Raw genomic sequence first — 26,947 nt, forward strand, 5'->3', positions numbered from 1 at the left:
GTGACCGGATACCTCCTCGACGTTGATACCGGCATCGACGATGCCCTGGCACTGGCCTACCTCGCCGCCCTTCCGGACACGGAGTTCGTCTCGGTCACGGCAACTCCGGGAAACGTCGACGTGGACCAGGTGGCCCGCAACACCCTTGCCCTCCTGGAGTTGTGCGGCCGGCCGGGAGTCGAAGTGGCCATCGGTGCCCGCCAACCGCTGTCCGTACCGCTGCTGACCACCCCTGAAACCCACGGGCCCCAGGGGATAGGCCACGCTGTCCTGCCGGAACCCTCAGGACAGGTATCCGGACGGAACGCAGTGGACCTCTGGATCGAGCACGCACGGTCCAGGCCCGGGGAGCTGACGGCACTGATCACAGCGCCGCTGACCAACTTCGCCCTGGCACTCCGCCAGGAGCCGGACCTGCCTGACCTGCTGGCCAAAGTGGTCATCATGGGCGGCGGTTTCTACCACCAGGGCAACACCACTCCCACCGCGGAATGGAATACACACGTTGACCCGCACGCCGCCAAAGAGGTCTACGCCGCCTACCGCGGCCGGCCCTTCGGGAAGCTGCCCATCGTTTGTTCGCTGGACACCACCGAGCGGATGGAGATGCACCCTGCGCATCTCCGGCAATTGGCAGAAGCGGCGGGGGCGGTGGTCCCCGAACTGGTGCTGCCGGACCAGCCGGAGGGGCAGCGCAGCACCTCGGACAAGGTGCTGGTCAGGCACCTGTCCGACGCCCTGCGGTTCTATTTCGAGTTCCACCGGCTCTATGACCAGGGCTACCTGGCCCATGTCCACGATTTCTTCGCCGCCGGGGTGGCCGCCGGAACCCTGGAATACAGCGCCAGGCCTGCCACTGTGGACGTCGAAACGGAGTCGCCGCTGCTGGCGGGAACCACCGTCGCCGACTTCCGGGGGCTCTGGGGCGTCCCGCCCAACGCCAGGGTGGTGTCGGACAACAACCCTGCGCAGGCCTTCCGCGAACTCGTGTCCACTGTGGGGAGCCTCGCGGCCAGGCTCGGCTGACCGAAACCTTTCGCGGGGCCGCCCCAACAGCAACGGTAGAATGGTCCGCGGCCCCCGGTTGCAGAACCCGGCGGCTGCCGCCGAGGTGACATAGGTGGCGTTCCCGCACGGCCCGGAGTTCCCGGCTTCCCGTGCCCGCACCCTGAAGGAACTTCATGTCATCGCCCTCCCTGACGTTGCCGTCCCCGACGCCCGCTGCTGCCCGCAAACGCCGCCTGCTGGAAATCCTTGGTGCCCTGGCCATCGCCGGGACCTACATCTACCTGGTGCTCAACCAACCTGCCGACATCACCGGGGGGCCCGGCAGCGCCGCGGCCCTGATCGCACTTTCGGGCTTCCTGGCAGGGGCCATCCTGCTCATTGTCGCGGTCCTGCCCACCTTGCCGGCGTCCACCCTTGTGCTGATCCCGGTGGCACTGGTCCTGAACATCGTGCTCGGCCAGTTCGTGGGCAGCACCCTCGTCCCCTTCTACCTTGATGCGATCGGCACCGTCCTGATCGCTGTCCTGGCAGGACCCGCAGCGGGTGCCGCCACCGGAGCGCTGAGCAGCATCGTCTGGTCCTTCTTCAACCCCACCGTGTTGCCTTTCGCCGCCGGCGCCGCACTGATCGGCTGCCTCGCCGGGCTGGCCGCCCGCCACGGCTTCTTCCGCCGCTTCTACCTCGCCCCCGTTGCCGGGTTCGTTACCGGCATCATCGCCGGCGTGGTGTCCGCTCCGGTGGCGGCCTTCGTCTTCGGCGGAACGTCCGGCGTGGCCACGGGTGCGATTGTCAGCGCCTTCCGGTCCATGGGCGACACCCTCCTGGCAGCGATCACCAAGCAGGCGCTTATCTCCGACCCCATGGACAAGGCCATCGTCTTCACCGTGGTGGCCGTCCTGGTCTACGCGCTGCCGCGCCGTGCCCGGCTGCAGTTCCCGTTCCTCCGCAGGCACCGCGTCCTGGCCGGAGAGGCGCCGCAGCAGCAGGAATCAGTGCAGGGCCCTGCAAAGACCTCCTGAAACCACCAAATAAAGGCAGGAAGCCCCAGCCATGCGCTTTCATCCGCTGACCGCCCTTGCCTTCGCGGGCAGTACGGCGGTCGTCACGACGGCGGCGGCCTCCCTGCCCGTGTCCCTCGCCGTGGTCGCGGGTGCCCTCGGACTGTCGGCTGCCGGCGGTACAGCCCGGCGGGTGCTGCCTGCGGCTGCCGTGGTGCTGGCGCCTTTGGGTCTGTCCCTGCTGATCGTGCATGGGCTGACCTTCCCCGAGGGCATGACGGTGCTGGCCCAGTGGGGTCCCGCACGGGTTACGGCCGAAGGACTGGTCTTTGCCCTGGAGCGGGCAGCCCAACTGTCCGCCGTCGTCCTGGCTTTCCTGGTCTTTTCCTTCAGCGTCAGCGTTCCGGACCTGGTGGCAGCCTTGTCTTCGCGCGGCATCCAGGGCAGGTTCAGCTTCGTGCTCGCGTCCACCCTGACCCTGCTTCCGGCCATTACGGGCCGCGTGGAGCGGATCCGGCAGGCCCAGGAGTCCCGTGGGCTGGTGGTACGCCGCGGCCTGCTGCACAGGGCGGCAGCTTTCCGGCTGCAGGCCATCCCATTGGTCCTGTCCCTGGTGGAGGACTCCGGAACCCGGGCCGCAGCGCTGGAAGCCCGTGGTTTCAGCAGCGCCGGACCCCGCACCAGCTACCGCCAGGTTCCGGACTCCGGCTTCCAGCGCCTCCTGCGTCTACTCCTGGCCGTGGGGGCTGCAGCCGCCGTTGCCGCACGGCTGTGGCCGGCCGGGACGGGAGCCTAGGCATGCGGCGTACCGCAGATCCCGTTCTCGCGGCCGGCATCCGGAATTTCAGCTTCCGTGACGGCGATACACCGGTCCTTCACGGGCTGGACATGGCCTTCGCCCCGGGGACGTTGACGGCGATCCTCGGTGCCTCCGGAAGCGGCAAAACGACCCTGGGTAGGCTCCTCGCGGGATGGCTTCCGCCGGGCGGTGCCGGACACCTGACCGGGTTCCTGGAGCTCGCCGGCACGCGCCTCCAGTTCAACGGCAGCGCCGCGGATCCCCGGATCGATCCTGCCCAGTGGGGCCGGCAGGTGGGCTTCGTTCCCCAGGACGCGGCCGCCGTCCTGTCCACGGTACGGGCGACGGTGGCAGAGGAACTGGCCTTCGGCCTGGAAAATGCCGGTGTTGGCCGGGCAGCCATGAAGGCCGCCGTCCATCACACGGCCGGCCTCGTCGGACTCAGCAACCTGCTGGAGCGCGACCCCGCCCGGCTTTCCGGCGGCCAGCTGCGGCGCCTCGCCATCGGCTGCGCCATCATTACCCGCCCGCCCGTGCTCATCATGGACGAGCCCTTCGCCTCCCTCGACGCCGCCGGTGCCTGCGAACTGGGGGACCTGGTGCGTGGCCTGGTGAAGGAGGGCACCGCCGTCGTGATTCTCAGCCAGGTCATTGACGCGCCGCTCCAGGAAGCCGCGAACTGGATTGTCCTGGCGGACGGCGCGGTCAAGGCCAGCGGGACTCCGGCCGGGATAGAGGCCGGGCTACCAGCGGTATTGGCCGGTCTTCGACGCCCACATGGCCGGTCCGTAGCCCGCCCCAACGATGCCCCGGTTGCCCAGTGCGCCGGTCATTCCGCCCCGGCCCTCGAGCTCCGCGGCGTTTCCTTCGGCTACCGGCAAAAGGCACGCGCCGATCGGAAGGCCTTTGGCAGGGCGCGAAGTGGCTCCGGGACCCATAACAGTCACCCAGCGGTGCTGCAGGAGATCCACCTCGCCGTCCGTCCCGGTGAAATCCTCGCCGTCACCGGACCCAACGGGGCAGGGAAATCGACGCTTCTGCGGCACTTCAACGGCCTGCTCAGGCCCGGTACCGGAACCGTCCTGGTGAACGGCAGGGACATCTCAGGAACACCCGTGGGTTCCACGGCAGCACAGGTGGGCCTGCTGTTCCAGCACCCGCGCGACCAGCTCTTCGAGCGTACGGCCCTCCGGGAGGTCCGGTTCGGACTGGACCGGCTGGTCGGCGAAGGTGAGGCGGCGGAACGGGCGGCGGCAGCTCTGGCAGCCGTCGGCCTGGCGGGGTCAGCCCAGGCACACCCTGCGGAGCTGCCCGCATCCCGCCAACGGCTCCTGGCGCTGGCAACGGTGCTGGCCCGCAAACCCTCGGTCCTCGCACTGGACGAACCTACCGTCGCCCTCGACTGCCACGGTCTTGAACTGCTGGACGCGGCAGTCAGGTCCGCCGCGGCAGGAGGCACCGCCGTCGTGCTGGTCACCCATGACCTGGACTACGCACGATCGGCGGCGCACCGCACCGTAATGCTCGACCGCGGCCGGCTGGCGGCGGACTGAACTGCTGTTTGGCTAGGCCCCGGCAGGGCGGGAAGCCACTCCCGGCGGCAGGAACCGTTTGCCGTTGACGCGCTCCGAGGCTCCCACCCGGTCCAGGTAGGGCGTAATGCCGCCCAGGAACATGGGCCAGCCCGCGCCGAGGATCATGCACAGGTCGATGTCTTCCGGCCCGGCCACCACGCCCTCGTCCAGCATGAGGCCGATCTCCCCGGCCAGTGCGTCCTGGGTGCGGCGCAGGACTTCGTCGGCGGTTGAGGGATGGTTACCGAAGGACAGCAGTGACAGGGTGGATTCGGGAATCAGCCTGGAGCCGTCCGGGGCATTTTCCCAGAGGCCCTTCACCCCGTTGTCGATGAGCTTCTGCAGGTTGGCGGACACCGGGAAGCGGTCACCAAAAGCGGTGTGGAGCGATTCCTGGACATGCTGGGCGACGGGCAGCCCCACCATGGCAAGCAGCGTGAAGGGGGTCATCGGCAGGCCCATGGGGCGCAGGGCGTTGTCCGCCACGTCTGGCGGAGTCCCCTCGTCGAAGGCCGCCGTCACCTCGCCCATCAGCCGCAGCAGGATGCGGTTGACCACGAACGCGGCGGCGTCCTTGACCAGCACCCCGGTCTTCTTCAGACCCTTGGACAGTTCAAACGCGGTGGCGAGGACGGCGTCATCGGTCCTTGGTGCCCTGACGATTTCCAGCAGCGGCATCACTGCCACCGGATTGAAGAAGTGGAAGCCCACCAGCCGTTCGGGATGCTGCAGGTCCTCCGCCATGGCCGTCACCGAGAGCGAGGAGGTGTTGGTGGCAAGGATGCAGTCCGGTGTGACGATGGCTTCCAACTCGGCGAAGACCTGCTTCTTGACCCGAAGTTCCTCGAAGACGGCTTCGATGACGAAGTCGGCATCCGCGAAGACGTCCTTGGACACGGAACCCGTCACCAGCGCCTTGGTACGGTTGGAGGCGTCCTGGCTGATCCGCTTTTTGCCCAGGAGCTTGTCCACCTCGGCGTGGACGTAACCGACGCCCTTGTCCACGCGTGCCTGGTCGATGTCCGTCATCACCACGGGCACCTTCAACTGGCGGGCGAAGAGCAGGGCGAGTTGGCTTGCCATCAGGCCGGCGCCCACCACGCCCACCTTGGTGACGGGACGTGCCAGTGCGCGGTCGGGGGCACCTGCCGGACGTTTTGACCGCTTCTGCACCAAGTCGAGGAATGCGTAGACCGTGGCGCGGAACTCGTCGGTCTGCATGAGGTCGGCAAGGGTCCCGCATTCCAGGGCGGCCGATTCGGCCCGGGTCATGGTGCGGTTGGCCTCGAGGATGTCCAGGACCTTGCCCGGCGCGGGCGCAGCGTTGGAGGTCTTCGCCTCCACGAACCTGCGTCCTGCTGCCACTGCCGCAGCCCACCGTTCCGCCACGTCCGGTGCGGCGGGGTCGACGGCGTTGGCGCGTTCCGGGACAACGTCCCCGGAGATGACTCCCGCGGCCCATGCCAGGGACTGCTCCAGGAAGTCCGCCGGCTCAAAGACCGCATCCGCGATGCCAAGCTCGAAGGCCTGGGGTCCGGTCAGTGTCCGGTTGTTGCTGAGCGGGTTTTCGATCATGACTTTGACCGCGTTTTCCGGGCCGACCAGCCGCGGCAGGAGGTAGACGCCGCCCCAACCTGGCACAAGGCCGATAAACGCCTCCGGAAGTGCCAGTGCACCCGCGCCGGTGGACACGGTGCGGTAGGTGGACTGCAGGGCAACTTCCAGTCCACCGCCCAGCGCTGCACCGTTGATGAAGGCAAAGCTGGGAACGCCCAAATTGGCGAGGGTTCCGTACACGTCGTGGCCCAGTTGTGCCATCCACAGGCCATGCTCGCGTTTCTCCAGTGACTTCACTGCCGAAAGGTCGGCACCTGCCACCAGGTAGTACGGCTTGCCCGTCACGCCCACGCCAACAATCCCGCCACGGGCGGCACGGTCCCGGAGGCCTTCGAGCACCGTGCCGAGCTCCACCAGGGTGTTGGGCCCAAGCGTGGTGGGTTTGGAGTGGTCCAGGCCGTTGTCCAGGGTGATGAGGGCGAATGTTCCCGGGCTTGCCTTTCCGGGGACGGCCGGCAGCTCGATGTCCTGCACGTAGGAGTGGGTGACTGTCTCGTCGGGGAACAGGCCGGCGAACTCGGTGAAATCTGCGGCGCTCATGCCGTGGCTCCTTCAGCTGGGAATGCGGCGGCGGACTGGGTGACTGCGGGGGAGGGGCTGTTCGAGGCGGCTGCCGGCTCCACCTGCCGGGCTCCGCTGTAGTCGGGGTGGTGGGGGTTCTCCCAGATTACGGTGCCGCCCATGCCCAGGCCCACGCACATGGCGGTGATGCCGTAGCGGACGGAGGGATCCTCCTCGAACTGCCGGGCGAGCTGGGTCATCAGCCGGACGCCCGAGGACGCGAGCGGGTGCCCGACGGCGATCGCGCCGCCGTAGCGGTTGACCCGCGGGTCGTCGTCGGCAATGCCGAAGTGGTCCAGGAAGCTGAGGACCTGCACGGCAAAGGCTTCATTGATTTCGAACAGGCCGATGTCCCCGATGGCCAGTCCGGCGTTTTTCAGGGCCTTTTCAGTGGCCGGGACGGGGCCGATGCCCATGACCTCGGGCTCGACACCGGCGTAGGCATAGCTGACCAGGCGCATCTTCACCGGCAGCCCGAGTTCCGCGGCGGCTTCGGCGGAGGCCAGCACCGCGGCCGTCGCGCCGTCGTTCAGTCCAGCCGCATTTCCGGCGGTGACCCGGCCATGCGGGCGGAAGGGGGTTCGCAGGGCGTCCAGGCCCGCCAGGGTGGTTCCTGGCCGCGGCGGCTCGTCCACGCTGTGAAGAGTCCATCCCTGGCCCGGCTTCCGTGCGGCAACCGGCACCAGGTCCGGCTGGATGCGCCCTTTTCCGTAGGCGGCGGCCAGCTTGTCCTGGGAGGCCACGGCGTAGGCGTCGGAGCGTTGTTTGGTGATGGCGGGGAAACGGTCGTGCAGGTTCTCTGCCGTGTTGCCCATGTTCAGGGCTGCCGGATCCACGAGCCGCTCGGACATAAACCGGGGGTTGGGATCGGTGCCCGAGCCCATCGGATGGTTACCCATGTGCTCCACGCCGCCGGCGATGACCACATCATAGGCGCCGAAGCCGATTCCACTGGCGGTGGAGGTCACGGCGGTCATGGCTCCTGCGCACATCCGGTCGATGGCAAATCCCGGGACGGTGCGCGGCAGCCCTGCCAGCAGGGCTGCGGTCCTGCCCAGGGTCAGGCCTTGGTCGCCGGTCTGGGTGGTGGCTGCGATGGCCACTTCGTCCACCCGCTCCGGCGGCAGCGAAGGGTTCCGGCGAAGCAGTTCGCGGATGCATTTCACGATCAGGTCGTCGGCGCGGGTTCCGGCGTGGATCCCTTTCTCACCGGCCCGGCCGAATGGTGTGCGGAGGCCGTCGACAAAGACGACGTCGCGGACTGTGCGCTGGGATGCGCCCCTTCCGTGGTGGCTCACGTGTAACTCCTCATCGAGACGTAGGCGCCGGGGTGCATGCCGAAGGACGGCAGCAATATGACGGCAGTAATCCTGATGTTACTCGTGAGTAACTTAGCCTGCAAGGGGAGGCCGGCACCGCCTGAGGAACGACAGGCGCAAGGGCCGAAGCGGAGGGGCTACACTTCCGGCGCTGCTGCCACAGCTGCCCTTGGCTCTTTCGGCGGCAACGGCTGCGGGTTGAGGAAAGCGTGGGTGATCAGGGGTGCGGCAAGTTGGATCTGCCACTCGCGGGCGCCCAGGCTCCGCAGTTCAGCGGCCACTGACGCTTCGCTGATGTCGGCTGGAGGCCGCCACGCAACCCGCCGCAGGAAATCGGGGGTCAGGAGGTTTTCCAGGGGCAGGTTCTGCTGGTCTGCTTTCTCCTGCAGCAGGGGCCGGGCCGTTGCCAGCCGCGCGGCGGCCTCGGGGTCACGGTCCGCCCAGACACGTGGTGGTGGTGGTGCGTTGGTGGCCAGGTGCAGCGGGGGAAGATCTTCCAGGTCCCGGGCGGTTGCGATGCAGCGCAGCCACCGCGGGGCTTCGCGCTGGGCCGCCCTCCCGTGGAATCCCTTGGTGCCCAGCAGCTGCGGCACTGTGCCGGGCATAGCCTTGGCCGCAGCCACCAGGGCGGAATCCGGTATCAGCCTGCCCGGCGCCACGTCCCTTTTCTGAGCCAGAGAATCGCGCTCCAGCCACAGCTCCCGGACGGCGGCAAGCTGCCGGCGGTCCCTGATCTGGTGCAGGCCGGAGGTCTTCCGCCACGGGTCAACCCGCGGCGGGGCCACTCCGGCTGCAAGGATGGCAGCAAACTCCTGCTCGGCGTATCCGAGTTTTCCGTCGGCCTCCAGCAGTTCCACAAGTTCCTCGCGGAGTTCGGTGAGGACTTCGACATCGAGCGCCGCGTAGCGCAGCCACGGCTCAGGCAGCGGCCGGGTGGACCAGTCGGCAGCGGAGTGCTCCTTGGCGAGCCCGAACCCGAGCAGCTGTTCGATGACTGCGGCCAGGCCAACCCGGGGCAGGCCGGCCAGGCGCGCTGCCAGTTCGGTGTCAAAGAGTTTGTCCGGCCACATGCCGAGCTCAGAGAGGCAAGGGAGGTCCTGGCTGGCCGCGTGCAGGATCCATTCGACACCGCGGAGGGCATCGTTAATGATGTCCAGGTTTTCGAAGGGTTCGGGGTCGATCAGCCAGGTGCCGGCGCCTTCGCGGCGGATCTGGACCAGGAAGGCCCGCTGCCCGTAACGGAATCCGGAGGCACGTTCCGCGTCGACTCCTGCCGGGCCGGTTCCGGCGGCGATAGCTGCGGCGCAACGCTCCAGCCCGGCCTGCGTTTCGATGACCAGCGGCACGCCGTCCCGGGGCGCTGCGAGTTCAATGATTTCGGGGATGGGGCTGTCGAAGCCTTCCACCGTGATGTGGGGCGCGGTATCAGCAGCCGGAGCGCCGGCCGTGGTGTTTTCCGGAATGTGAGGGGTCATGATGCCCCTAGTTTACCGGTCGGCACGCAGCGAAAGGCTGACGGCATCCCGCCAGGTGGGGCATCCCTAGTTCCGCCGGCGCTGCGGCAGGGGCGTCACGCCGTCGGGAAGGGGAGGCAGGCCCGCGAAAGTGCACACCATGTCGGACCACGCTTCAAGGTGGGCCGTGACGTCCGGGGATGCCGGGGTCCAGGAGGCGCGGAGCTCGATGTCGATGGAACCGGGCCTCCCGGCGAGGGTGCCGAAGCTCTCGGAGAGGACGCGCGTGGCAGTGCCGCCGGCGGCGCGGTACGGAGCCTTATGGTTCTCCAGCGCTTCCACCAGCCAGGTCCAGGCCACGGTTCCCAGCATCTCATCGTTGCCCATTTCCGGCTCCAGCTCAGCCCGGATGTACGTGACAATCCGGAATTCACCGTCCCAGACAGCAGAACCGTCCGGGTCATGCAGGAGGATGAAACGGCCTGTTGCCAGCTCCGTTTCGCTGTCGTCCGCGGTGCCCGTCGCGGCGGCAAGGGCCATCGCGGCGGGGCCGTGCAGGGGCGTGGTGGGGGTTCCGGCGCCGGGTGCCATGACTTCTGCACCCAACGCCACGGCGAAGGGTGCCAGGCGTGCCGGCGCAGGGATCTCCGCGAGGCGGAGTTCCCTGCGGCACTGGGCTTTCCTGAGGGTTCCCAAGGCGTGGAGAAATTCCGGGGGAACCTGGTCAAGTGCGTTCACCTTCGCAGATTACGCAACTGTGCGGGGGAGGGTGGGAAGGCTCGCCGTCGCCGGCAGCCTACGTGGCCCGACCGTTGCGGTAATCGCGGAGTTCATGGCGGATCGCTGCAACGAAGGCATCGATATCCTCCTCGGTGGTGTCGAAGGAACACATCCAGCGCACCTCGCCGGCTGCCTCGTTCCAGTCATAGAAACGGAAGGAAGCGCGCAGCCTGTCCGCCACGCCTTCGGGCAGGATGGCGAAGACGCCGTTGGATTCGGTTTTTTGCGTGGGCTCCACGCCGTCAATGGCGTCAACGGCGGAGCGGAGCCGGGCGGCCATGGCGTTGGCGTGCGAGGCGGACCGCAGCCAGAGGTCTCCTTCGAGGAGGGCGATGAACTGGGCCGACATGAAGCGCATCTTGGAGGCCAGCTGCATGTTCATTTTCCGCAGGTAGACCAGCCCGTGCGCGGCCTCGGGGTTCAGTGCCACCACCACTTCACCGAACAGCAGGCCGTTCTTGGTGCCGCCGAAGGAAAGGATGTCCACGCCGGCGTCGCGGGTGAAGGCCCGCAGCGGCACCTGAAGGTGGGCTGCGGCGTTGGCCAGCCGTGCGCCGTCCATGTGCAGCTTCATGCCCCTGGCATGCACGTGGTCGGCGATGGAACGCACTTCCTCCGGTGTGTAGCAGGTGCCGAGCTCGGTGGTCTGCGTAATGGACACTGCCAGCGGCTGGGCACGGTGCTCGTCGCCCCAGCCCCAGGCCTCCCGGTCGATCAGCTCAGGGGTGAGCTTGCCGTCGGTGGTGGGGACGTGCAGCAGCTTGATGCCGCCGATGCGTTCCGGGGCGCCGTTTTCATCCATGTTGATGTGGGCGGTGGAGGCGCATACCACGGCACCCCAGCGGGGCAGCAGCGACTGCAGGGAAAGCACGTTGGCACCGGTCCCGTTGAAAACGGGGAAGCATTCGATGCCCGGTCCAAACTGCTCTTCCATCAGTTCCTGCAGGCGTGCGGTGTAGTCATCCTCGCCATAGGAGACCTGATGGCCGTCGTTCGCCGCCGCCAGTGCGGCCAGGACCTCGGGGTGGACGCCGGAGTAGTTGTCCGACGCGAAGCCGCGCACGTTGGGATCGTGCAGCCGCACTCCGGCGCTTGTTTCTGCTGTTGTAGTCATGCCTTTGCTCACGCTTTCAGTCTAAGTTCAGTCATGCGCCGTTCAGTCATGCGCCGTGGAGTCACGGGGCTGCCTGGTTCGCCAGCCGGAGCCGGGTGCCGTTCAATTCGTCCCCCGGCTTCTTGAAGAGATCCACGACGGCGCCTGCCAGCTCCTCAACGTCCGTCGCCCCCGGGAATGACCGTTCCGGGTGGCTGCGGCGCAGGGCGTCGTCCACCAGAGCCTTCACGACCAGCACGACGGCGGCAGCCTGCCCGCCGCCGTCGGCCGTTGAAGCCTTGCGGAAGCCGTCCGCCATGGCCATGGTCCATGCTTCAGCGGCCGCCTTGGCGGCCACGTAGCTGGCCACGGAGGCTGCCGGCTTGTCCAGGGACGTGGAGGACACCATGGCGAACCTGCCGTGGCTGGAGGCGGCGATGTCGTCGAAGAAGACCCGTGAGACGTTGCGCAGCGTGGTGACGGCACCCTGGTGAAGGAAATCCCAGTCTTCGTCCGACTGGTCGGGGATCCCCTTCGCTCCGCGCCAGCCGCCCACCAGGTGGATGACGCCGTCGACGCGCCCGGTAACAGCCGTCACGTCGTCCCGCAGCTGCCGGACGTCGTCGAGCCCGGCAAGGTTGCACGTGAGGGGGGTGACGCCCTCGCCCGCCTGTTGTGCCGCGGCTTCAATCCGTGCCTGGTCGGACCCCACGGTGACCACGCGGTGCCCGGCGTTGCGGAGCGCGCGGGCCACCGCCACGCCGGAGGCTCCGCTGCCGCCCGTCACCAGGACGGTGAGTTCCGGCGGTTCCGTTCCCTGCTGCTCAGTCACAGGGCGGAACTGCCGGTAATTCCGGCCGTGGATTCGATGACGGGGCGCATCTTCTTCTCCAACGCCTCGAAGAACATGGACAGCGGGAATTCATCATCAAGCACCTGGTCTGTCAGGCCTCGCGGGGCGCCGGACAGGGGAAGCGCATCCGGTCCCTTCGCCCAGACTGACGCCGGGTGGGGCGTGACGGTCTGGGAGATCAGTTGGTAGGCGGCGAGCCAGTGCGCCGTCTTGGGCCGGTCGATGGAACGCCAGTACAGGTCATCAATCCTTGCTCCCAGCGCAATGACGGCGTCCGCCACCTCATCCCAGTCGATGGTGAGGCGGGTGTCGGTCCAGTGCAGGACATGCTGCTGGTGCAGCCAGGCAAAGAGAAGCTGGCCGCCCAGGCCGTCGTAGTTGCGGACGCGGCTGCCGGTGATGGCGAAGCGGAAGATCCGGTCGAAGATGATGGCGTACTGCACCAGCTTGGCGTGGCGGCGTGCCTCGGGGTCTGCATCATCGTCCTTCTCAATGCGGACAGACTCACGGAAAGCGGTCAGGTCGCAGCGCAGTTCCTCGAGGGAATACAGGAAGAACGGCATGCGCTGCTTGATCATGAACGGATCAAACGGCAGGTCCCCGCGCATGTGCGTGCGGTCGTGGATCAGGTCCCACATAACAAAGGTGGCCTCTGTGAGGTCCTGGTCGGCGAGCAGTTCGGCGGCGCCTTCGGGCAGTTCCAGGCAGGTCGTTTCGGCGGCGGCCTTAAGGACACGGCGGAAACGGGCGGCTTCCCGGTCCGCAAAAATGGCCCCCCAGGTGAACGTGGGCGTTTCACCCACTGCGACGGTTTCGGGGAAGAGCACGGCTGAGTTCGTGTCGTAGCCGGCAGTGAAGTCCAGGAAGCGGATGGGGACGAACAGCTTGTTCGAGTAGTCGCCTGCCTCCAGGCCCGCGATGAACTCGGGCCAGATGACCTCGATCAGGACTGCTTCCACCAGGCGGCTGCTGCTGCCGTTCTGGGTGTACATGGGAAAAACCACCAGGTGCTGCAGGCCGTCCCGGCGCTGCTCCTGCGGCTGGAACGCGAGCAGGGAGGACAGGAAGTCGGGGATGGCGAATCCGCCGGCGGCCCAGGTGGAAAAGTCTGCGCAGGCGGCTTCCAGGTATGCGGAGTCATGCGGGAAGGCGGGGGCAATGGAGCGGATGGCCCCGATGATTTCCTCGACGCAGGTGGCGGCCTCGCCATGGGCTGCAGTTTCCGGAATGGAGCCGTCCTGGGCCTGGAGGGCCTGGAGTGCCGTGGCTGCGGCCTTGAGCCGAAGCCAGTCCTCGTTTTCTGCGGAAATCCCGGTGACGGCGGCGGTCAGGGTTTCGGTCATCGTCGGCTGCCTTTCTGGTTGCTTGCTAACTATTGGCGAGCCTAGCAAGCAACCAGAAGGACTAATCTGAAAAGGGCCTTAGCCCAAGAAATGCTGGGGCTAAAGGCCGTTAATGAGAGTGCGAGACGTGTTCACCACTGGGGGATCAGGCCTCCGCGTTCCCCCCGCTGACCTGCGGCTTTTCCTGGGGCACCAGCTTCAGGGACACCGAGTTGATGCAGAAGCGTTGGTCGGTAGGGGTGCCGTAGCCCTCACCCTCGAACACGTGGCCCAGGTGCGAGCCACAGGTGGCGCAGCGGACCTCCACCCGGTCCATGCCCAGCGTGCGGTCATGGATGTAGCGGACGGTGCCCTCGGCCAGTGGAGCCCAGAACGACGGCCAGCCGCAGTGTGAATCGAACTTCTCGTTGCTGGTGAACAGTTCCGTCCCGCAGGCGCGGCACTGGTAGACGCCAGCCGTGTGGGTATCCCAGTACTCTCCCGTAAAGGGGCGTTCCGTACCCGCCTGCCGGAGGACGTGGTACTCCTCGGGGGTGAGTTCCTCCCGCCACTCCTCATCGCTCTTCTCGATGGCCGGTCCGGCCGCCATGTCAGGCTCCGCTGCCGGGGAAGCGGCAGTCCCCGCGTCCTTGTTACCGAAAATGCTGTTTCCGAAGATGCTCATAGGAATGTCAACGCTCAGGAGTCGCCGATAAATCCCGAACCCGCGTACAGGTGCAGCACAGGCAGTCCCAGTTGGTCCTGGGCCTTGTTGGCCCAGTCGGTGTGGAAGGTATCGGCCACCGCGTGCGGCCGCGTGATCACCACTGCCTGCGAGGCACCGGTTTCACGGACTTTGGATACCAGGCCTTCGACGGCTCCGCCGTCCACGACTTCACCGGTCACACCACTGCCCAGCCCGTCCAGCGCAGCCAGGGACACGGTAAGGGTCTCCGCTGCCTGCGCACGCTCGGTGGTGGGATCCGGGGTATGGGAAGTAAGTTCCCGAAAGGCCTTGGCGATGTCCAGCATGGAAAGGTTCTCAAGGAAGTCCACCAGCAGGTGCCGTTCCGTATTTGCCGGCACCAGCACCAGCAGGGGGATATCTGATCCGTCCACAAGCCGTTCAATGTTCAGGCGGTCGTCCGCCCCCAGGGGTTCTTCGGTCAGGATAACGATGGGATCACTCATGGCCTTAGCCTAGCCTTGTGAATGGGGAGCTGCACTGAATCTCCGGCTTCTCCGCGGGCCGCCTCCGCGCTGCGGAATGCGGGCATCCGTTTCAGGACGGTAAGAATAGTTCCATGGCTTCTTTCCAGCGCACCCGCCCAGCCCACATTGAACGTACCCCGGACGCCGGCGGAATGTCCCTGCGGAGCAAGTGGGCAATCGGCGGGGCCATTGGCGGAGGCGCCCTCGCCGGGCTCCTCGCCACCGGTTCATCAGCGCTCGCTGTCTACTTTGCACGGCGGGTCATCACTCCGGCCCGGCACAGGACAGCCGACCAGGAGGTCCTGGCCGTCATACGGGATGGCCAGGAGCAGCAGGTGATCCTGGCCGCCACTGACGACACCACGGTTGAAGGGGTGTACGGGTTCTTTTTCGACGGCGGCAAGGGGCACGCGCGCATCGGCCGCATCGTGTCCTATTCGCCGGCCGAACGGACGGTCCTGCGTGAGGTGGAGGCCGTCTATTCCGGCGACCTCTCCGCCGCGCGCTGGGGCTGGTGGAGCGGCGCCATCTACCCGGACCCGGCCGCCGCCGGAATTCCTGCGGAGGACGTGGTGATTCCGGTGGACCGCGGCGAAGCGCCGGCCTGGCTGGTGCGGGCCGGAGGTACTGCCCGCACGTGGGCGGTGATGGTGCACGGACGCGGTGCCAGCCGGCAGGAGGCACTCCGCGCGGTGGGGCCCGCACTGGAACTGGGACTTACCAGCCTTCTGGTGTCCTACCGCAACGATGGCCTGGCGCCATCTGCGGACGACGGCCGGTATGGCCTGGGTTCCACTGAATGGCGGGACATCGAGGCCGCCATCGAGTACGCGCTCGCCAACGGGGCCGAGGAGGTGGTGCTGTTCGGCTGGTCGATGGGAGGTGCCATCTGCCTGCAGGCCGCTGACCTTTCCCGGTACCGCCACCTCATCCGTGCCATGGTTCTCGATGCGCCGGTGATCGACTGGGTGAACGTCCTGGCCCACCACGCGCAGCTGAACCGCATCCCGTCACTGGTGGGCCGCTATGGGCAGCTGATGCTGGGGCATCCGCTCGGCCGGCGGCTTACCGGGCTGGCCGCGCCGGTGGATCTCAAAATGATGGACTGGGTGGCTCGTGCCGTGGAGTTGCGCACGCCCACGCTGATCCTGCACAGCGTGGACGATGAGTACGTGCCGTACAAACCGTCCGCACTGCTGGCGGAGCGGAATCCTGAAATGGTGACGTTCGAGACGTTCAACCGGGCGCGGCACACCAAAGAGTGGAATGTCGATCCCGAACGGTGGGAGCGGCTGGTGAAGGCGTGGCTGCGGCAACAGCTGGCTCCGCGGTTGAACCCAGGTGCTGCAAACGCCGGATCACACCTGTCCGGCTAGCCGCTGAGCGCGCTGTGCCATACGTCGACATGCCGTGCGGCGTACTCCGCTGTCGCTTTCCAGTGGGGCCCGTGCCCGTCGTCGTACATGCGCGCCCACGGCTGGTGCCCGGTGGCCCTGGCCGCCCGCAGCAGCTCGTACATCGCCCGTACACGGCTGACGAGGGTTTCAGGCAACGCCTGCCGTAGCGCTGCGTCAGCGCCGTAACCGTCAACGACGGCGCGAAGCCGGACACCCGCATCATGCGGTTCTGCACCTTCCCACAGCCCGGCGAAGGAGTGGGCAGCATAGGCAAGGTCCCAAAGGCGCGAACTGGGGCCTGCACCATCCCAGTCAATGAACACCCAGCGATCGCCTGTTACAAGGTTCCACGGAGCAAGGTCGTTGTGGCAGATCAACCCGGGTTCAGGGGCCGGTATGAGGACCTTCCATCGACTGACGTCCTCCCGCGTGCACAACGGGCTGTTGTCGTGGATTGCCCGGACCATCGCACCGACTTTATTCAGTTCCCGGACGTTCAGCGGTTCCCGGTCCATGGCCAGGGTCCCGTCAACGTACTCGAGCACCTGGCGGCCGTCACCGTCCCGTCCGAAAGTCCGCGGAACATCCATGCCGGCGGAATCGAGGCGGGAAAGAAAACGGTGCACGTCGTCGGTGGAAGCAGTCCACGGCTTCCTCACGGTATCGCCGACCCGCACGACGACACCCGAGGCGTTTCCGCCGGCCAGTACTTCCTCCTCATCCACCAGTGCCCTGGCTTTGCGGCAAGGAACTGTGTGCCAAGGAGCTGATGGGCGCAGTGACGGCTTCGGTCAGGCGGACCAGGTCCCCGGGCGCGAGTTCGATGTCCAGGCCGCGTTTGCCTCCCGAGACCAGCAACGTCTCCAGCGCCAGGGCACTGGAGTCCAGTACGGTAGGGGAGGGAAGCCGCTGGCCCAAAGGGGAGATGCCGCCCAGGACATAACCAGTGCGCCGCTGGGCAGCTGCGGGATCGGCCATCGCGGCCTTCTTGGAACCCATCGCGGCGGCGAAGGCCTTAAGGTCAAGGGTTCCGCTGACGGGCACGATGCCCACCGCCAGCCTTCCCTCAACCTCCACCATCAGGGTCTTGAAGACCCGGGCCGGATCGATGCCGAGAACCTCTGCAGCCTCGGCGCCGTAACTAGCCGCGGATGGATCATGGCTATAGGGGTGCAGCACAAAGGGAACCCCGGCCGCGGTCAGCGCCGCTGTGGCCGGAGTTCCCTGTTGAGCGTTCTTGCGTGCCATGGAACGGGTTGATGCCCGTCTAGGCGCGGACGCCGGCCGTGGCGGCCACCTTGCGTTTGATCCGTCCCAGCATCGCCGTCATGCCGCGCATCCGCAGCGGCGTGATTGCCCTGGTAAGCCCGAGCAGCTCGGGCATGTCGTCCGGCACCGACAGGATCTCCCCGGCGGACAGTCCATCCAGGCCCTCATGCAGCACACCGGCAAAACCGCGCGTGGTGGGGGCTTCGGCCGGGGCCTTGAAGAAGAGGCGCACGGCAGCGTCCTGGCCGCCGTCATTCTTCTCCGTCTCGATGGTGAGGAACAGCGGGGACTGGCACTCCACAACCTGCTCCAGCAGCTCGGGGTGGTCCTTGAGCCGGTCCGGAAGCTCGGGCAGTCCCTCTGAGAATTCCAGCAGCAACTGAAGCCTCTCGGGTTCACTGAGGGCCTGGAAGTCGTCCACGATCGCCGCCAGGGCGGAAGGCAAGGCTTGAGTAGTCATCAGTCCAATTCTACGCGGGAGGAATCCCGTCAGACTCCTGCCGCAACGGGAAAGGAGCCGCGCTCGGCGCCCTTGACAATGGGTACGCGGACGGCGTTGCCCCACTCGGTCCAGGAACCGTCATAGTTGCGGACTGAATCGAAGCCCAGGAGGTACTTGAGGGCGAACCAGGTGTGGCTGGAACGCTCGCCGATCCGGCAATAGGCTACGACGTCGTCACCTTCACTCAAGCCGGCTTCGCCGAGGTAGAGGGCCTCGAGTTCCTCGCGGCTGCGGTAGGTGCCGTCGGCCGCGGCGGCGCGTGCCCACGGGATGGAAGCGGCAGTGGGGATGTGGCCGCCGCGCAGTGCGCCTTCTTCCGGGTAGGCCGGCATGTGCGTGCGCTGGCCCGTGTATTCCTCAGGGGAGCGGACATCGATGAGGGGCTTGCCGAGGTGCGCCAGGACGTCGTCCTTGAACGCGCGGATAGGAGCGTCATCGCGCTCCACCACCGGGTAGTTGCCGCGGGCAGGTGCGGGCTTTTCCTTGGTCAGTTCCCGGCCTTCGGCAATCCACTTGTCCCGGCCGCCGTCGAGCAGGCGTACGTCCTGGTGGCCGAAAAGGGTGAAGACCCAGAGGGCGTAGGCGGCCCACCAGTTGGACTTGTCGCCGTAGATGACCACGGTGGTGTCCCGCGAGATGCCCTTCGAGGCCGCGAGCCCGGCGAACGCGACCCCATCCACATAGTCCCGGGTGACCTCATCATTCAGGTCGGTGTGCCAGTCGATTTTCACGGCGCCCGGAATGTGGCCGGTGTCGTACAGCAGAACATCTTCATCGGATTCGACCACTACCAGCTCACCATTGGCCACGGCGCCGCTTTCGATGGCGGCAGCAAGCCATTCGGTGGAGACCAGACGCTCCGGGTGGGCGTAGGCAGCGAATTTCTCGTTTTGTTCAACGGGGTAGGGCATGTTTTGGCCTTTCATTGAGAACACGGGAGACCCGCGGGACCTGCGTTGGGACCTGCTCCCACACTAGCCAGCGCCCCAGGCGATGTCCGTATTCCGTTAACAGGACGAAATGTTGGCTTCATCACGCAGCTGCCTGGAGGGCCCGCGGAAGCCTGGAACCGCGGCGTGTTGCCGGTATCCTTTCTGGGGACCACCTACCAGCAGAACGGACCACCTTGGTACAGATCGAACAGCTTGCCGCCCGCACTCCGGCAGTTTCGGTGGATGAACTCCTCAAGGGATTCTATCCATCGCCGCGGTTCGGCCAGGTTTCCTTTGCCAGTTACCGTCCGGACCCCAGGCAGCCCAGCCAGGCCGCAGCAGTCCGCGCACTTCAGGGCTTTGCCGACGGCGTGGGGTCGGGTGACGGAGGCGGCCTGTTCAAGAAGCTGTTCGGCAAGAAGGACGACTCGCGCGCCGGGATTTACCTGGACGGCGGTTTCGGCGTGGGCAAGACCCACCTGCTTGCGTCCCTGTGGCATGCGTCGCCCGGTCCGAAGGCCTTCGGAACCTTCGTGGAATACACCAACCTGGTGGGTGCCCTGTCCTTCCGCAAAACCGTGGACGCACTGAGCAGCTACAAACTTGTCTGCATTGACGAATTCGAACTTGACGATCCGGGCGACACCGTTCTTATGTCGCGGCTGATGCGCGAACTGGCCGACGCCGGGGTCAAGCTTGCCGCCACGTCCAACACCCTGCCGGGTTCACTCGGCGACGGCCGCTTCGCCGCCGTTGACTTCCAGCGCGAAATTCAGGTCCTGGCAGACCAGTTCGACGTGATCCGGATCGACGGCGAGGACTTCCGCCACCGCGGACTGCCCGCCGCCCCGGCGCCGTTGAAGAACAGCGAACTCTCGTCCCACATGAAGGCGGAGTTTGACGGCAAGACGGTGGCCCAGGACGAATTTGCCACGCTCATCCACCACCTCGCCGGCGTGCACCCCAGCCGCTACCGCCAAATGATCGACGGGATCGACGGCGTGGTGTGGCGCAACGTGGAGACCATCACCGAGCAGGCAGTGGCGCTCCGGTTCGTGGTCCTGGCTGACCGCCTTTACGACAAGGACGTCCCTATCCTTGCCAGCGGCGTCCCGTTCGACCGGCTCTTTACCGAAGAGATGATGACGGGCGGCTACATGAAGAAGTATTTCCGGGCCGTCTCCCGCCTCACCGCACTGGCCCGTGAGGGCCAGAACCACGAACCGTCCTAGCCGTCCTGCCTGCCCGGGCGCTCCCGGTCAGCCGTGTTCCGCCGGACGAGCAGGGACCGTACTGCAAGGCCCGCCAGAAGGGCCCAAAAGGCTGAACCGATTCCCGCGAAGGCAAGCCCCGAGGCCGCCATCAGGAAAGTGACGGAGGGGGCGATCCGGTCCTCCGCATCCGCAAGTGCGGAGGAGACCGCCGCTGCCAGGGTCCCCAGCAGCGCCAGTCCCGCCACCGCTTCCAGCATTCCTGCGGGTGCTGCACTGACGACGGTGACGAGGGCTGCGGAGAATGCGGCCAGCACGAGGTAGGCCAGGCCTGAGGTGAAGCCGGCTATCCAGCGCCTGCTTCGGATGCTGCCGGCTTCCTCTCCGGCGGCAAGGGCGGCACTGAGCGCAGCAAGATTAATCGCATGACCGCCGAACGGCGCCCCGAGAACGGTGCCGGCGCCCGTCACCAGCATGGAGGGGCGCCACGGAGTTTCGTATCCGAAGGACCGGAGGACAGCCACCCCGGGCACGTTCTGCGATGCCATGGTCACCACGAACAGCGGAAGGGCGATGCCCGCCATGGCCTGCAGGCTGAACGCGGGTGTGGTCCAGACGAGCTCGGGCAGCACGTTTCCTTCTCCCAGCCCGGTTCCGCCGGCCGCCAGCGAGATGCCAATCACGGCAAGGGCCACCAGGAGGGCAGCCGGCACCGCCCACCTCGGGGCGAACTTCATCATCAGCAGCCAGCAGATGATGACGGGGGCCACAAACAACGGGACGCTGCCGAGGGCTTTGAACGGGGCCAGGCAGAGCTGCAGGAGGACCCCCGCAAGCATCGCCTGGGCCAGGGTGGTGGGAATTTTGGCCATCAGCCGGCCAAGGGCGGGGACCAGACCCGTGAGTGCTATCAGGATTCCGGTGGCAAGGAAGGCACCGACGGCGGCCGGCCACCCGCCGTCGGCCGCTCCGGATGAGGCCAGGAGCGCAGCGCCTGGAGTGGACCACGCCAGTGTCACCGGCACTTTGGAGCGCCATGCCAGCAGAAGTACGCCGACGCCGACTGCCAGCGTCAGCGCCAGCAGGCCGGACGCCGCCTGGGAAGGGTCGGCGCCCACCGCCTTGAGTCCCGCCAGCACGACGGCGAAGGATGAGGTGAAGCCCACCAGGGCGGTAACGATGCCTGCCACAACGGGCCGTGAATCGAATCCGGGCGGCCTGCCGGCCTGGTGCGTCGTGGAGGGTGCGGGGGACTTCGCCATACCGGCAGGTTACCGGCGCTCCGGGGCGAACAGGCAATCGGGCCTTGCGCAGGGGTGGGCCGCCTGCCGCTTAAACGCCAAAGGCGCGGGTGCCGCCTCCCGGCGGGACCCGCGCCCCCTTGACGTGCTGGGGCAAGACCCTGGCCAAATCCTTTACGGAGTCCTGTCAACCGGCGGAACCGGGTTGACGGGAGTCACCGGGGGAACCTGCTCGGCGGCAGGTGCCTGGCCCGGGGTTCCGTTCTTGTCAATGAGCTTGGAAGCGCCATGCTGGATCTTGTTGACCTGGCCGGAGTACTTGCCTCCGGTCTTGGTGTCGACGAAATCACCGGCCTTGTTGAGGCCGTTCTTGATGGCCTGCTCGTTGCCGCGGATGAGACCCTGAGCCTTGCCCTTAAGATCGTCAATCAGTCCCACGAGCACCTCCCTTCAATCACGGAGCCAGGTCGCTCCTCCGCATAAGATCCTAGCCCTGCGTGGGAGGCCTGCCAAGGAAATTTGGGGCTTTCGACGTTCGCCCGGAGCGGATGCCGCGGCGTTGCCCTGTCGGTTTTGGTCATTTTGCCCCCCCCGTTGGGCGACTGGAGCGGATAGGGCATCAGGGGGTAACAAAAAAGCAGCTCCGGAGAGCTGCTGAAAGTGTGGGCGATACTGGGATCGAACCAGTGACCTCTTCCGTGTCAGGGAAGCGCGCTACCGCTGCGCCAATCGCCCGGAACCGGAAGTCCGGCGTATGGGTTGTGCAAGAAGTAAGAGAGCGGACGACGAGATTCGAACTCGCGACATCCACCTTGGCAAGGTGGTGCTCTACCAGCTGAGCTACGTCCGCGTGTGCAGTGACTTCCGGCCGGGGCCGGACTGCGTGGGGCAAGTTTCCTTGCCGAGTGGGCGATACTGGGATCGAACCAGTGACCTCTTCCGTGTCAGGGAAGCGCGCTACCGCTGCGCCAATCGCCCATTGCATCCGGATGTTCTCCGGAAACCATGGTTTTCACCGAGGTGGGTACGGGATTCGAACCCGTGTATACGGCTTTGCAGGCCGCTGCCTCGCCTCTCGGCCAACCCACCGTGTTAGCGTCCATTCCGGGGAATTTTGCTGTGACAGTGTCCTGCGAGCGGACGACGAGATTCGAACTCGCGACATCCACCTTGGCAAGGTGGTGCTCTACCAGCTGAGCTACGTCCGCATTTTGGAGAGGTGATTCGCTGCCGTTCCCGGCATTTCCTCGCTTTCCAACGAGTAAAAACAATATAGGAGGTTCCGGAATTCTCCAAATCGGGGGTGGAGCAGGGGTCGCTGATGCGCCTGCTTCCCTGTAATGGCGCGGTTGAACGCGAGTTACAGGCATGTAATTATGCGACGGCGGCTTTCCGCCTGGCTGCCCGATGGGGAGCCTTCTGCTCCGATTGGGGCCAGCCGGGCGTGGGCGCGGCTGGAGTGGGGCCGATTTTTGAAATGACCGGATCGTCGGCTAGCATTCAAATGCATCAGGGCGATTGGCGCAGTGGTAGCGCGCTTCGTTCACACCGAAGAGGTCACTGGTTCGAACCCAGTATCGCCCACAGATGATTGGTCCGTTTCCGCACGTTCAGCAGCGGAAACGGACCTTTTTTGTGCCCGGACCAGTGTCCGGAGATTTTGTCGGCCCCCTGTGAAAGAGTCTTTTCCATGACTGATCCACTTCTCGCCCACGCCACCGAATACGGCCGGATGTACGCGCGGTCCACATCCGAACAGTTTTCGGTGCCGTCCATCACCACGGTGATAGGCCAGCAGCCGCACGGGCTTGACGGCTGGTTCGGGTACATGGGAGCCAGCAGCCTGGCCAAGGATCCCCTGCTGGCGGACTGCCTGGGGAGCCCGGCCAAAATCAAGCAGGCTGTTAACCGCGCCGCCAAGGCTGCCGAAACCTACCGGGATGAGGCCGCCAAGCGCGGGGACCGCGTGCATAACTACTGCGAGCAGGTGGCGCTCCGGGCGCTTGGCCGTCCGCATTCGATGAAGGAAGCCCGGGAAGCCCTTGCGGCCAATGGGGAGGAAGCCTTCGCCGTCCGGTTCGACGAATGGTGGGAGCTTTTCGGGGTGGAGCCCATCGCTCCGGAAATCACGGTGTGGAACAGCTCCGTTGGGTACGCGGGAACGCTGGACCTGGTGGCGCGGATCAATGGCCGTGTTTGCCTGATCGACTACAAGACCAAGGGCACCACGCGCGACGGGCTGGTCAAGCCCCTTGATGACAAGGTGGTGATGCAGCTGGTGGCCGGCATGAAAGCCGAAGAGAGCCTGGTGGATCCGGTAGCGGGAACCTGGGAACCGTGGAAGTACGGTGAAAACCCGGTGTTGCTGGCAGTGGCCATCGGCGAAACCGAAGTCCGGCCGGTCCGCGCCAACCCGGAGGTCCTCAAGCATCACTGGTGGAAATTCTGTGCGCTGCGGCGGGTCTGGGAGCTGTCCTCCGACACCATCAGTGCGGGCACCGCGCTGCTGCCCATTGCCCCGCCGCCCCTGGCACAGATGCGCACCGCCTAGGAACGGTGACTGCACCTAAACTGGATGGGTTCCCTTTTGCCGCAACCGTAAGGAAAAACAGCGCATGGCTATTCTGAATATCCGCATCATTGGCGATCCTGTGCTGCGCACAGTCGCCGATCCCGTGACGGAATTCGGGCCTGAGCTTGCCAAACTGGTCGCGGACATGACCGAAACCATGGAGGACGTGGAGGGCGCCGGCCTGGCCGCGCCCCAGGTGGGCGTCAGCCAGCGCGTGTTCACGTACCGCATCAACGGCGTTGAAGGACACATCATTAACCCGGTGCTGGAAAACAGCGAAGACTATCAGCCGGACGTGGTGGAAGGCTGCCTCTCCATTCCGGGCCTTGGCTTCCCCGTGCGCCGCTTCCGCTCCACCCGTGTCACTGGAGTGGATGTTAACGGAAACCCGGTGGCCGTCGAGGGCGAGGGGATGCTGGCACGCTGCTTCCAGCACGAGAATGACCACCTGGACGGCATCCTCTATACCGACCGGCTGGAGGGGGAGGACCGGAAGGCCGCCCTGCGTTCCATCCGGAACGCCAACTATGACGCCGTCACAGAACGCACCGCGGCGAAGCGCGCCAAAACAGTGGGTTCAAGTTTCGGCGGATCCAGCTTTGGCGGATCCAGCTTCGGTGCCGGCGCGGCGGGTACCGCCGGGTGAGGGTCCTCTTCGCGGGGACTCCCGCCGTCGCCGTCCCGTCCCTTAACGCCCTCGTCGCCGCCGGCTTCGATGTTGTTGCGGTCCTGACCCGCCCCGATGCCCCCATTGGCCGCAAACGCGTGCTCACGCCGTCGACCGTTGCCGCCCGGGCCGCCGAGCTCGGGATCGAAGTGATCCATGCAGCCCGTGTGGATGCCGGGGCCACCGCCCGTATTTCAGCGGTCAATCCTGATGTAGCAGCCATTGTGGCCTACGGCGGGCTGGTTCCGCCCGCTGCCCTGGCCATACCCCGCCACGGCTGGGTCAATCTTCACTTCTCCCTGCTGCCTGCGTGGCGCGGAGCGGCTCCCGTACAACGTTCGGTCATGTCGGGAGACGACGTCACCGGTGCCGTCACCTTTCAGCTTGAGGAAGGCCTGGACACCGGTCCGGTCTTCGGCACCCTCACCGAGTCCGTGGGCCCGGAAGATACCGCCGGGGATCTGCTGGAAAGACTCTCCCACAGCGGCGCGGTCCTCCTGGCGCAGACCCTCTCGGCAATCGAAGCCGGGAAGGCCTTCCCCCAGCCGCAGGCCGGTGAGGTTTCGCTCGCGCCGAAACTCACGCTTGAGGACGGCCACCTCAACTGGGCCCACCCCGCCCTTGCCATCGGACGGCAGGCCCGCGGCGTCACCCCGGAACCCGGTGCCTGGACAACCCTCCACGGGCAGCGCGTCAAACTGGAACCGGTCCGGCTCCGCCCCGATGTTTCCGGTTTGGCGCCCGGTTCTGTGGCAGTAGACGGCAAAAGTGTCCTGGTGGGGACCGGTTCCCATGCAGTGGAACTGACCCGGATCCAGCCCGCCGGCAAGAAAATGATGTCCGCTGCCGATTGGGCACGCGGGTTGGCTTCACTGGAAAGCGTGGTGTTCGAATGAGCGGGTCCGGCAGCAACTCAGGGGGGCCGGGAAATGCCGGAGGCCGTGGCAGCGCGGGGCAGGGCGGCCGTGGCGACGGAGGCCAGCGCGGCGGTGGCCGGGGCAAGGGCGGTCCCCGGGACGACAGCCGGCGCAACGCCCAGGGCCGTGAACGGAACCGGGGACCCCAGCGGAGCTTCACCGACAACGCCCCCTCGCAGCGAACCCGCCGCGCAGATCCGGCACGCCTGGTGGCGTTCGAAGTCCTGCGAGCCGTGGCGGCCGAAGACGCCTACGCAAACCTGGTCCTGCCGGCCCGGATCCGGCACCACGGCCTGGACAAGCGCGATGCCGGCTTCGCCACCGAGCTCAGCTATGGCGCCCTCCGCGGCCAGGGCACCTATGACGCGATCCTGGCACGGTGCGTGGACCGGCCGCTGGACCAGCTCGACCCCGCCATCCTGGACGCCCTGCGCATCGGAACCCACCAGCTGCTGGCCATGCGGGTCCCGGCGCATGCCGCCCTGGACCAGACGGTGGGCCTTGCCCGGGCAGTCATTGGTGCGGGACCCTCAACGCTGATCAACGCCGTGCTCCGAAAGGTGGCAGCCCGCAGCCTGGACGAATGGCTGGAACAGCTGGTGGACGGCGAAACCGACGAAACCAGGATCGCCTCGCTCCGGCATGCGCACCCGGAATGGATTGTCCGGGCCATGCGCCAGTCCCTCGTGGTGCACGGCCGTTCCGCAGCCGAGATCAACGAGCTCCTGGAAGCCGACAATGCCGCCCCCGTGGTCAACCTGGTGGCCCTCCCCGGACTTGGAAGCCTGGACGAGGCGCTGGAAAACGGCGCCACCCCGGGGGAACTCGTGGAAGGGTCAGCCCTCTCCAGCGGCGGTGACCTGGGTCGGCTTTCCTCAGTCCGCGAAGGCACCACCCGCGTACAGGACGTCGGATCGCAGCTCGTGGCCCGCGCCATGGCAGCTGTGGACCTCGGCCCCGGCGGCACCGGCGACGGAAACGCGGAAGCCTGGCTTGACCTCTGCGCCGGCCCCGGCGGAAAGGCTGCGCTGCTCGGTGCCCTTGCCCGGGAACGGGGAGCCACATTGCTGGCCAACGAACCCGCGCCGCACCGTGCCAAGCTCGTCAGCCAGGCGCTCTCTGCCGTTCCGCGCGACACCTGGCAGGTCCGCACCGGTGACGGCCGCGAAGTGGGCAGTGAACAGCCGGAGTCATACCACCGCGTGCTGGTGGACGTTCCCTGCAGCGGGCTGGGTGCCCTCCGCCGGCGGCCGGAATCCCGGTGGCGCCGCTCGCCGAAGGACCTGACGGACCTCGGCCCCCTCCAGCGGGAGCTCCTCGCGTCGGCGCTGGCAGCTGTTCGTCCCGGGGGAGTGGTGGCCTATGTGACCTGTTCGCCGCACCCGGCCGAAACCAAGGCTGTGGTGGCTGACGCCCTCCGCAAACGCGACGACCTCGAACTCCTCGACGCCGGAGCGGCACTGGACGCCGTCAGCCTCACCGGGAGCCTGGGCGCCGGCCACGAGTCCACGGCGCAACTCTGGCCGCACATCCACAGCACCGACGCAATGTTCCTCGCCCTCATCCGGAAAAAGGCCTGAACCAGGACGGCCCGGCAGCCGGCCTGGGCACGCGGAATCGCAGAGATTTCACGTACTTCCCGATGACAC

At 66.7% G+C, this 26,947-nt stretch carries 25 protein-coding genes and 6 tRNA genes; 11 read left to right on the top strand and 20 right to left on the bottom strand.

All coding sequences use genetic code 11. The annotated features are described in order from the left end of the window. The 4 genes from NXY83_RS08500 (at window position 1) to NXY83_RS08515 (ending at window position 4,358) form a co-directional block, all read left to right on the top strand. Window positions 1-1,026, top strand: coding sequence for a nucleoside hydrolase (locus NXY83_RS08500; RefSeq protein ID WP_258805657.1), 1,026 nt, complete (start codon window positions 1-3; stop codon window positions 1,024-1,026). Between the two features lie 155 nt (window positions 1,027-1,181). After that, window positions 1,182-2,027 carry an ECF transporter S component gene (locus tag NXY83_RS08505; RefSeq protein WP_258805658.1) on the top strand — a complete coding sequence of 282 codons (846 nt, stop codon included), beginning with the start codon at window positions 1,182-1,184 and terminating at the stop codon, window positions 2,025-2,027. A gap of 31 nt (window positions 2,028-2,058) precedes the next feature. Continuing rightward, a complete protein-coding gene (locus NXY83_RS08510; protein WP_258805659.1) occupies window positions 2,059-2,802 on the top strand; it encodes an energy-coupling factor transporter transmembrane component T in 744 nt (247 codons plus the stop codon). 2 nt (window positions 2,803-2,804) lie between these two features. Continuing rightward, complete coding sequence (locus NXY83_RS08515; protein ID WP_258805660.1) at window positions 2,805-4,358, top strand: ABC transporter ATP-binding protein; 1,554 nt, start codon at window positions 2,805-2,807, stop codon at window positions 4,356-4,358. Window positions 4,359-4,370: 12 nt separating this feature from the next. Here the strand turns inward: NXY83_RS08515 and NXY83_RS08520 are convergent, their stop codons facing one another. The 9 genes from NXY83_RS08520 to NXY83_RS08560 form a co-directional block, all read right to left on the bottom strand. Continuing rightward, window positions 4,371-6,536 (bottom strand): 3-hydroxyacyl-CoA dehydrogenase NAD-binding domain-containing protein, encoded by a 2,166-nt coding sequence (locus NXY83_RS08520; RefSeq protein WP_258805662.1) that lies wholly within the window; start codon window positions 6,534-6,536, stop codon window positions 4,371-4,373. Beyond that, entirely contained in the window at window positions 6,533-7,855 is a 1,323-nt protein-coding gene (locus tag NXY83_RS08525) for a thiolase family protein (RefSeq protein ID WP_258805663.1), read from the bottom strand. Before NXY83_RS08525 ends, NXY83_RS08520 begins: the two co-directional genes overlap by 4 nt. Before the next feature lie 158 nt (window positions 7,856-8,013). Further along, the gene (locus tag NXY83_RS08530; RefSeq protein ID WP_258805664.1) at window positions 8,014-9,351 is read right to left on the bottom strand and encodes an HRDC domain-containing protein; all 1,338 of its coding nucleotides are present in this window, start codon (window positions 9,349-9,351) and stop codon (window positions 8,014-8,016) included. 66 nt (window positions 9,352-9,417) lie between these two features. Further along, window positions 9,418-10,068 (bottom strand): DUF3000 domain-containing protein, encoded by a 651-nt coding sequence (locus NXY83_RS08535; RefSeq protein ID WP_258805665.1) that lies wholly within the window; start codon window positions 10,066-10,068, stop codon window positions 9,418-9,420. A gap of 58 nt (window positions 10,069-10,126) precedes the next feature. Then, entirely contained in the window at window positions 10,127-11,224 is a 1,098-nt protein-coding gene (locus NXY83_RS08540; RefSeq protein ID WP_258805666.1) for a threonine aldolase family protein, read from the bottom strand. A 61-nt stretch (window positions 11,225-11,285) separates the two neighbouring features. Beyond that, the gene (locus tag NXY83_RS08545) at window positions 11,286-12,035 is read right to left on the bottom strand and encodes an SDR family oxidoreductase (protein WP_258805667.1); all 750 of its coding nucleotides are present in this window, start codon (window positions 12,033-12,035) and stop codon (window positions 11,286-11,288) included. Continuing rightward, window positions 12,032-13,399 carry a DUF6421 family protein gene (locus NXY83_RS08550; protein ID WP_258805668.1) on the bottom strand — a complete coding sequence of 456 codons (1,368 nt, stop codon included), beginning with the start codon at window positions 13,397-13,399 and terminating at the stop codon, window positions 12,032-12,034. The genes NXY83_RS08545 and NXY83_RS08550 overlap by 4 nt, the downstream gene beginning before the upstream one ends. 145 nt (window positions 13,400-13,544) lie before the next feature. Next, window positions 13,545-14,063, bottom strand: a complete 519-nt coding sequence (gene msrB, locus NXY83_RS08555) for a peptide-methionine (R)-S-oxide reductase MsrB (protein ID WP_258805669.1) — start codon at window positions 14,061-14,063, stop codon at window positions 13,545-13,547. 14 nt (window positions 14,064-14,077) lie between these two features. Further along, entirely contained in the window at window positions 14,078-14,569 is a 492-nt protein-coding gene (locus NXY83_RS08560) for a hypothetical protein (RefSeq protein ID WP_258805670.1), read from the bottom strand. A gap of 113 nt (window positions 14,570-14,682) precedes the next feature. On the opposite strand from NXY83_RS08560, the gene NXY83_RS08565 reads away from it, so the two are divergent. After that, on the top strand, window positions 14,683-15,966 hold the full coding sequence (locus tag NXY83_RS08565) for an alpha/beta hydrolase family protein (RefSeq protein WP_258805671.1): 1,284 nt from the start codon (window positions 14,683-14,685) through the stop codon (window positions 15,964-15,966). Here NXY83_RS08565 and NXY83_RS08570 read toward each other — a convergent pair. The 4 genes from NXY83_RS08570 to NXY83_RS08585 are packed head-to-tail and all read right to left on the bottom strand — an operon-like array spanning window position 15,963 to window position 18,669. Then, window positions 15,963-16,712: a phosphotransferase gene (locus tag NXY83_RS08570; RefSeq protein ID WP_258805672.1), complete on the bottom strand. Its 750-nt coding sequence runs from the start codon at window positions 16,710-16,712 to the stop codon at window positions 15,963-15,965. The genes NXY83_RS08565 and NXY83_RS08570 overlap by 4 nt on opposite strands. Further along, entirely contained in the window at window positions 16,705-17,235 is a 531-nt protein-coding gene (gene ybaK, locus NXY83_RS08575; RefSeq protein WP_258805673.1) for a Cys-tRNA(Pro) deacylase, read from the bottom strand. The genes NXY83_RS08570 and ybaK overlap by 8 nt, the downstream gene beginning before the upstream one ends. A gap of 19 nt (window positions 17,236-17,254) precedes the next feature. Beyond that, window positions 17,255-17,716: a SufE family protein gene (locus tag NXY83_RS08580; RefSeq protein ID WP_258805674.1), complete on the bottom strand. Its 462-nt coding sequence runs from the start codon at window positions 17,714-17,716 to the stop codon at window positions 17,255-17,257. 29 nt (window positions 17,717-17,745) lie between these two features. Beyond that, window positions 17,746-18,669 (bottom strand): sulfurtransferase, encoded by a 924-nt coding sequence (locus NXY83_RS08585; protein ID WP_258805675.1) that lies wholly within the window; start codon window positions 18,667-18,669, stop codon window positions 17,746-17,748. 215 nt (window positions 18,670-18,884) lie between these two features. Between NXY83_RS08585 and zapE the strand changes: the two genes are divergently transcribed. Beyond that, entirely contained in the window at window positions 18,885-19,922 is a 1,038-nt protein-coding gene (gene zapE, locus NXY83_RS08590; protein WP_258805676.1) for a cell division protein ZapE, read from the top strand. Here zapE and NXY83_RS08595 read toward each other — a convergent pair. The 7 genes from NXY83_RS08595 to NXY83_RS08625 all read right to left on the bottom strand — a co-directional run bounded on the left by NXY83_RS08595 (window position 19,919) and on the right by NXY83_RS08625 (window position 22,350). Then, window positions 19,919-21,163, bottom strand: coding sequence for a benzoate/H(+) symporter BenE family transporter (locus tag NXY83_RS08595; RefSeq protein WP_258805677.1), 1,245 nt, complete (start codon window positions 21,161-21,163; stop codon window positions 19,919-19,921). The two genes, zapE and NXY83_RS08595, sit on opposite strands and share 4 nt — an antisense overlap. Before the next feature lie 153 nt (window positions 21,164-21,316). After that, window positions 21,317-21,580, bottom strand: coding sequence for an antitoxin (locus NXY83_RS08600; RefSeq protein ID WP_258805678.1), 264 nt, complete (start codon window positions 21,578-21,580; stop codon window positions 21,317-21,319). 225 nt (window positions 21,581-21,805) lie between these two features. After that, window positions 21,806-21,877 (bottom strand) — tRNA-Val (locus tag NXY83_RS08605). A 42-nt stretch (window positions 21,878-21,919) separates the two neighbouring features. After that, window positions 21,920-21,992 (bottom strand) — tRNA-Gly (locus NXY83_RS08610). Between the two features lie 56 nt (window positions 21,993-22,048). Further along, window positions 22,049-22,120, bottom strand: a tRNA-Val gene (locus NXY83_RS08615). A 40-nt stretch (window positions 22,121-22,160) separates the two neighbouring features. Further along, window positions 22,161-22,231: transfer RNA gene (locus NXY83_RS08620), tRNA-Cys, on the bottom strand. Window positions 22,232-22,277: 46 nt separating this feature from the next. After that, window positions 22,278-22,350: transfer RNA gene (locus tag NXY83_RS08625), tRNA-Gly, on the bottom strand. Between the two features lie 304 nt (window positions 22,351-22,654). Here NXY83_RS08625 and NXY83_RS08630 point away from each other — a divergent pair. The 5 genes from NXY83_RS08630 (at window position 22,655) to NXY83_RS08650 (ending at window position 26,878) form a co-directional block, all read left to right on the top strand. Next, window positions 22,655-22,726, top strand: a tRNA-Val gene (locus NXY83_RS08630). Window positions 22,727-22,832: 106 nt separating this feature from the next. After that, window positions 22,833-23,693, top strand: coding sequence for a cytochrome (locus NXY83_RS08635; RefSeq protein WP_258805679.1), 861 nt, complete (start codon window positions 22,833-22,835; stop codon window positions 23,691-23,693). Window positions 23,694-23,757: 64 nt separating this feature from the next. After that, on the top strand, window positions 23,758-24,360 hold the full coding sequence (gene def / locus NXY83_RS08640; RefSeq protein WP_258805680.1) for a peptide deformylase: 603 nt from the start codon (window positions 23,758-23,760) through the stop codon (window positions 24,358-24,360). Continuing rightward, a complete protein-coding gene (gene fmt / locus NXY83_RS08645; RefSeq protein WP_258805681.1) occupies window positions 24,357-25,277 on the top strand; it encodes a methionyl-tRNA formyltransferase in 921 nt (306 codons plus the stop codon). Before def ends, fmt begins: the two co-directional genes overlap by 4 nt. Next, window positions 25,274-26,878 carry an RsmB/NOP family class I SAM-dependent RNA methyltransferase gene (locus tag NXY83_RS08650; protein ID WP_258805682.1) on the top strand — a complete coding sequence of 535 codons (1,605 nt, stop codon included), beginning with the start codon at window positions 25,274-25,276 and terminating at the stop codon, window positions 26,876-26,878. Before fmt ends, NXY83_RS08650 begins: the two co-directional genes overlap by 4 nt. Window positions 26,879-26,947: the final 69 nt, after the last annotated feature.

It is taken from the genome of Pseudarthrobacter sp. NS4 (assembly GCF_024758005.1).
GTDB lineage: Bacteria > Actinomycetota > Actinomycetes > Actinomycetales > Micrococcaceae > Arthrobacter.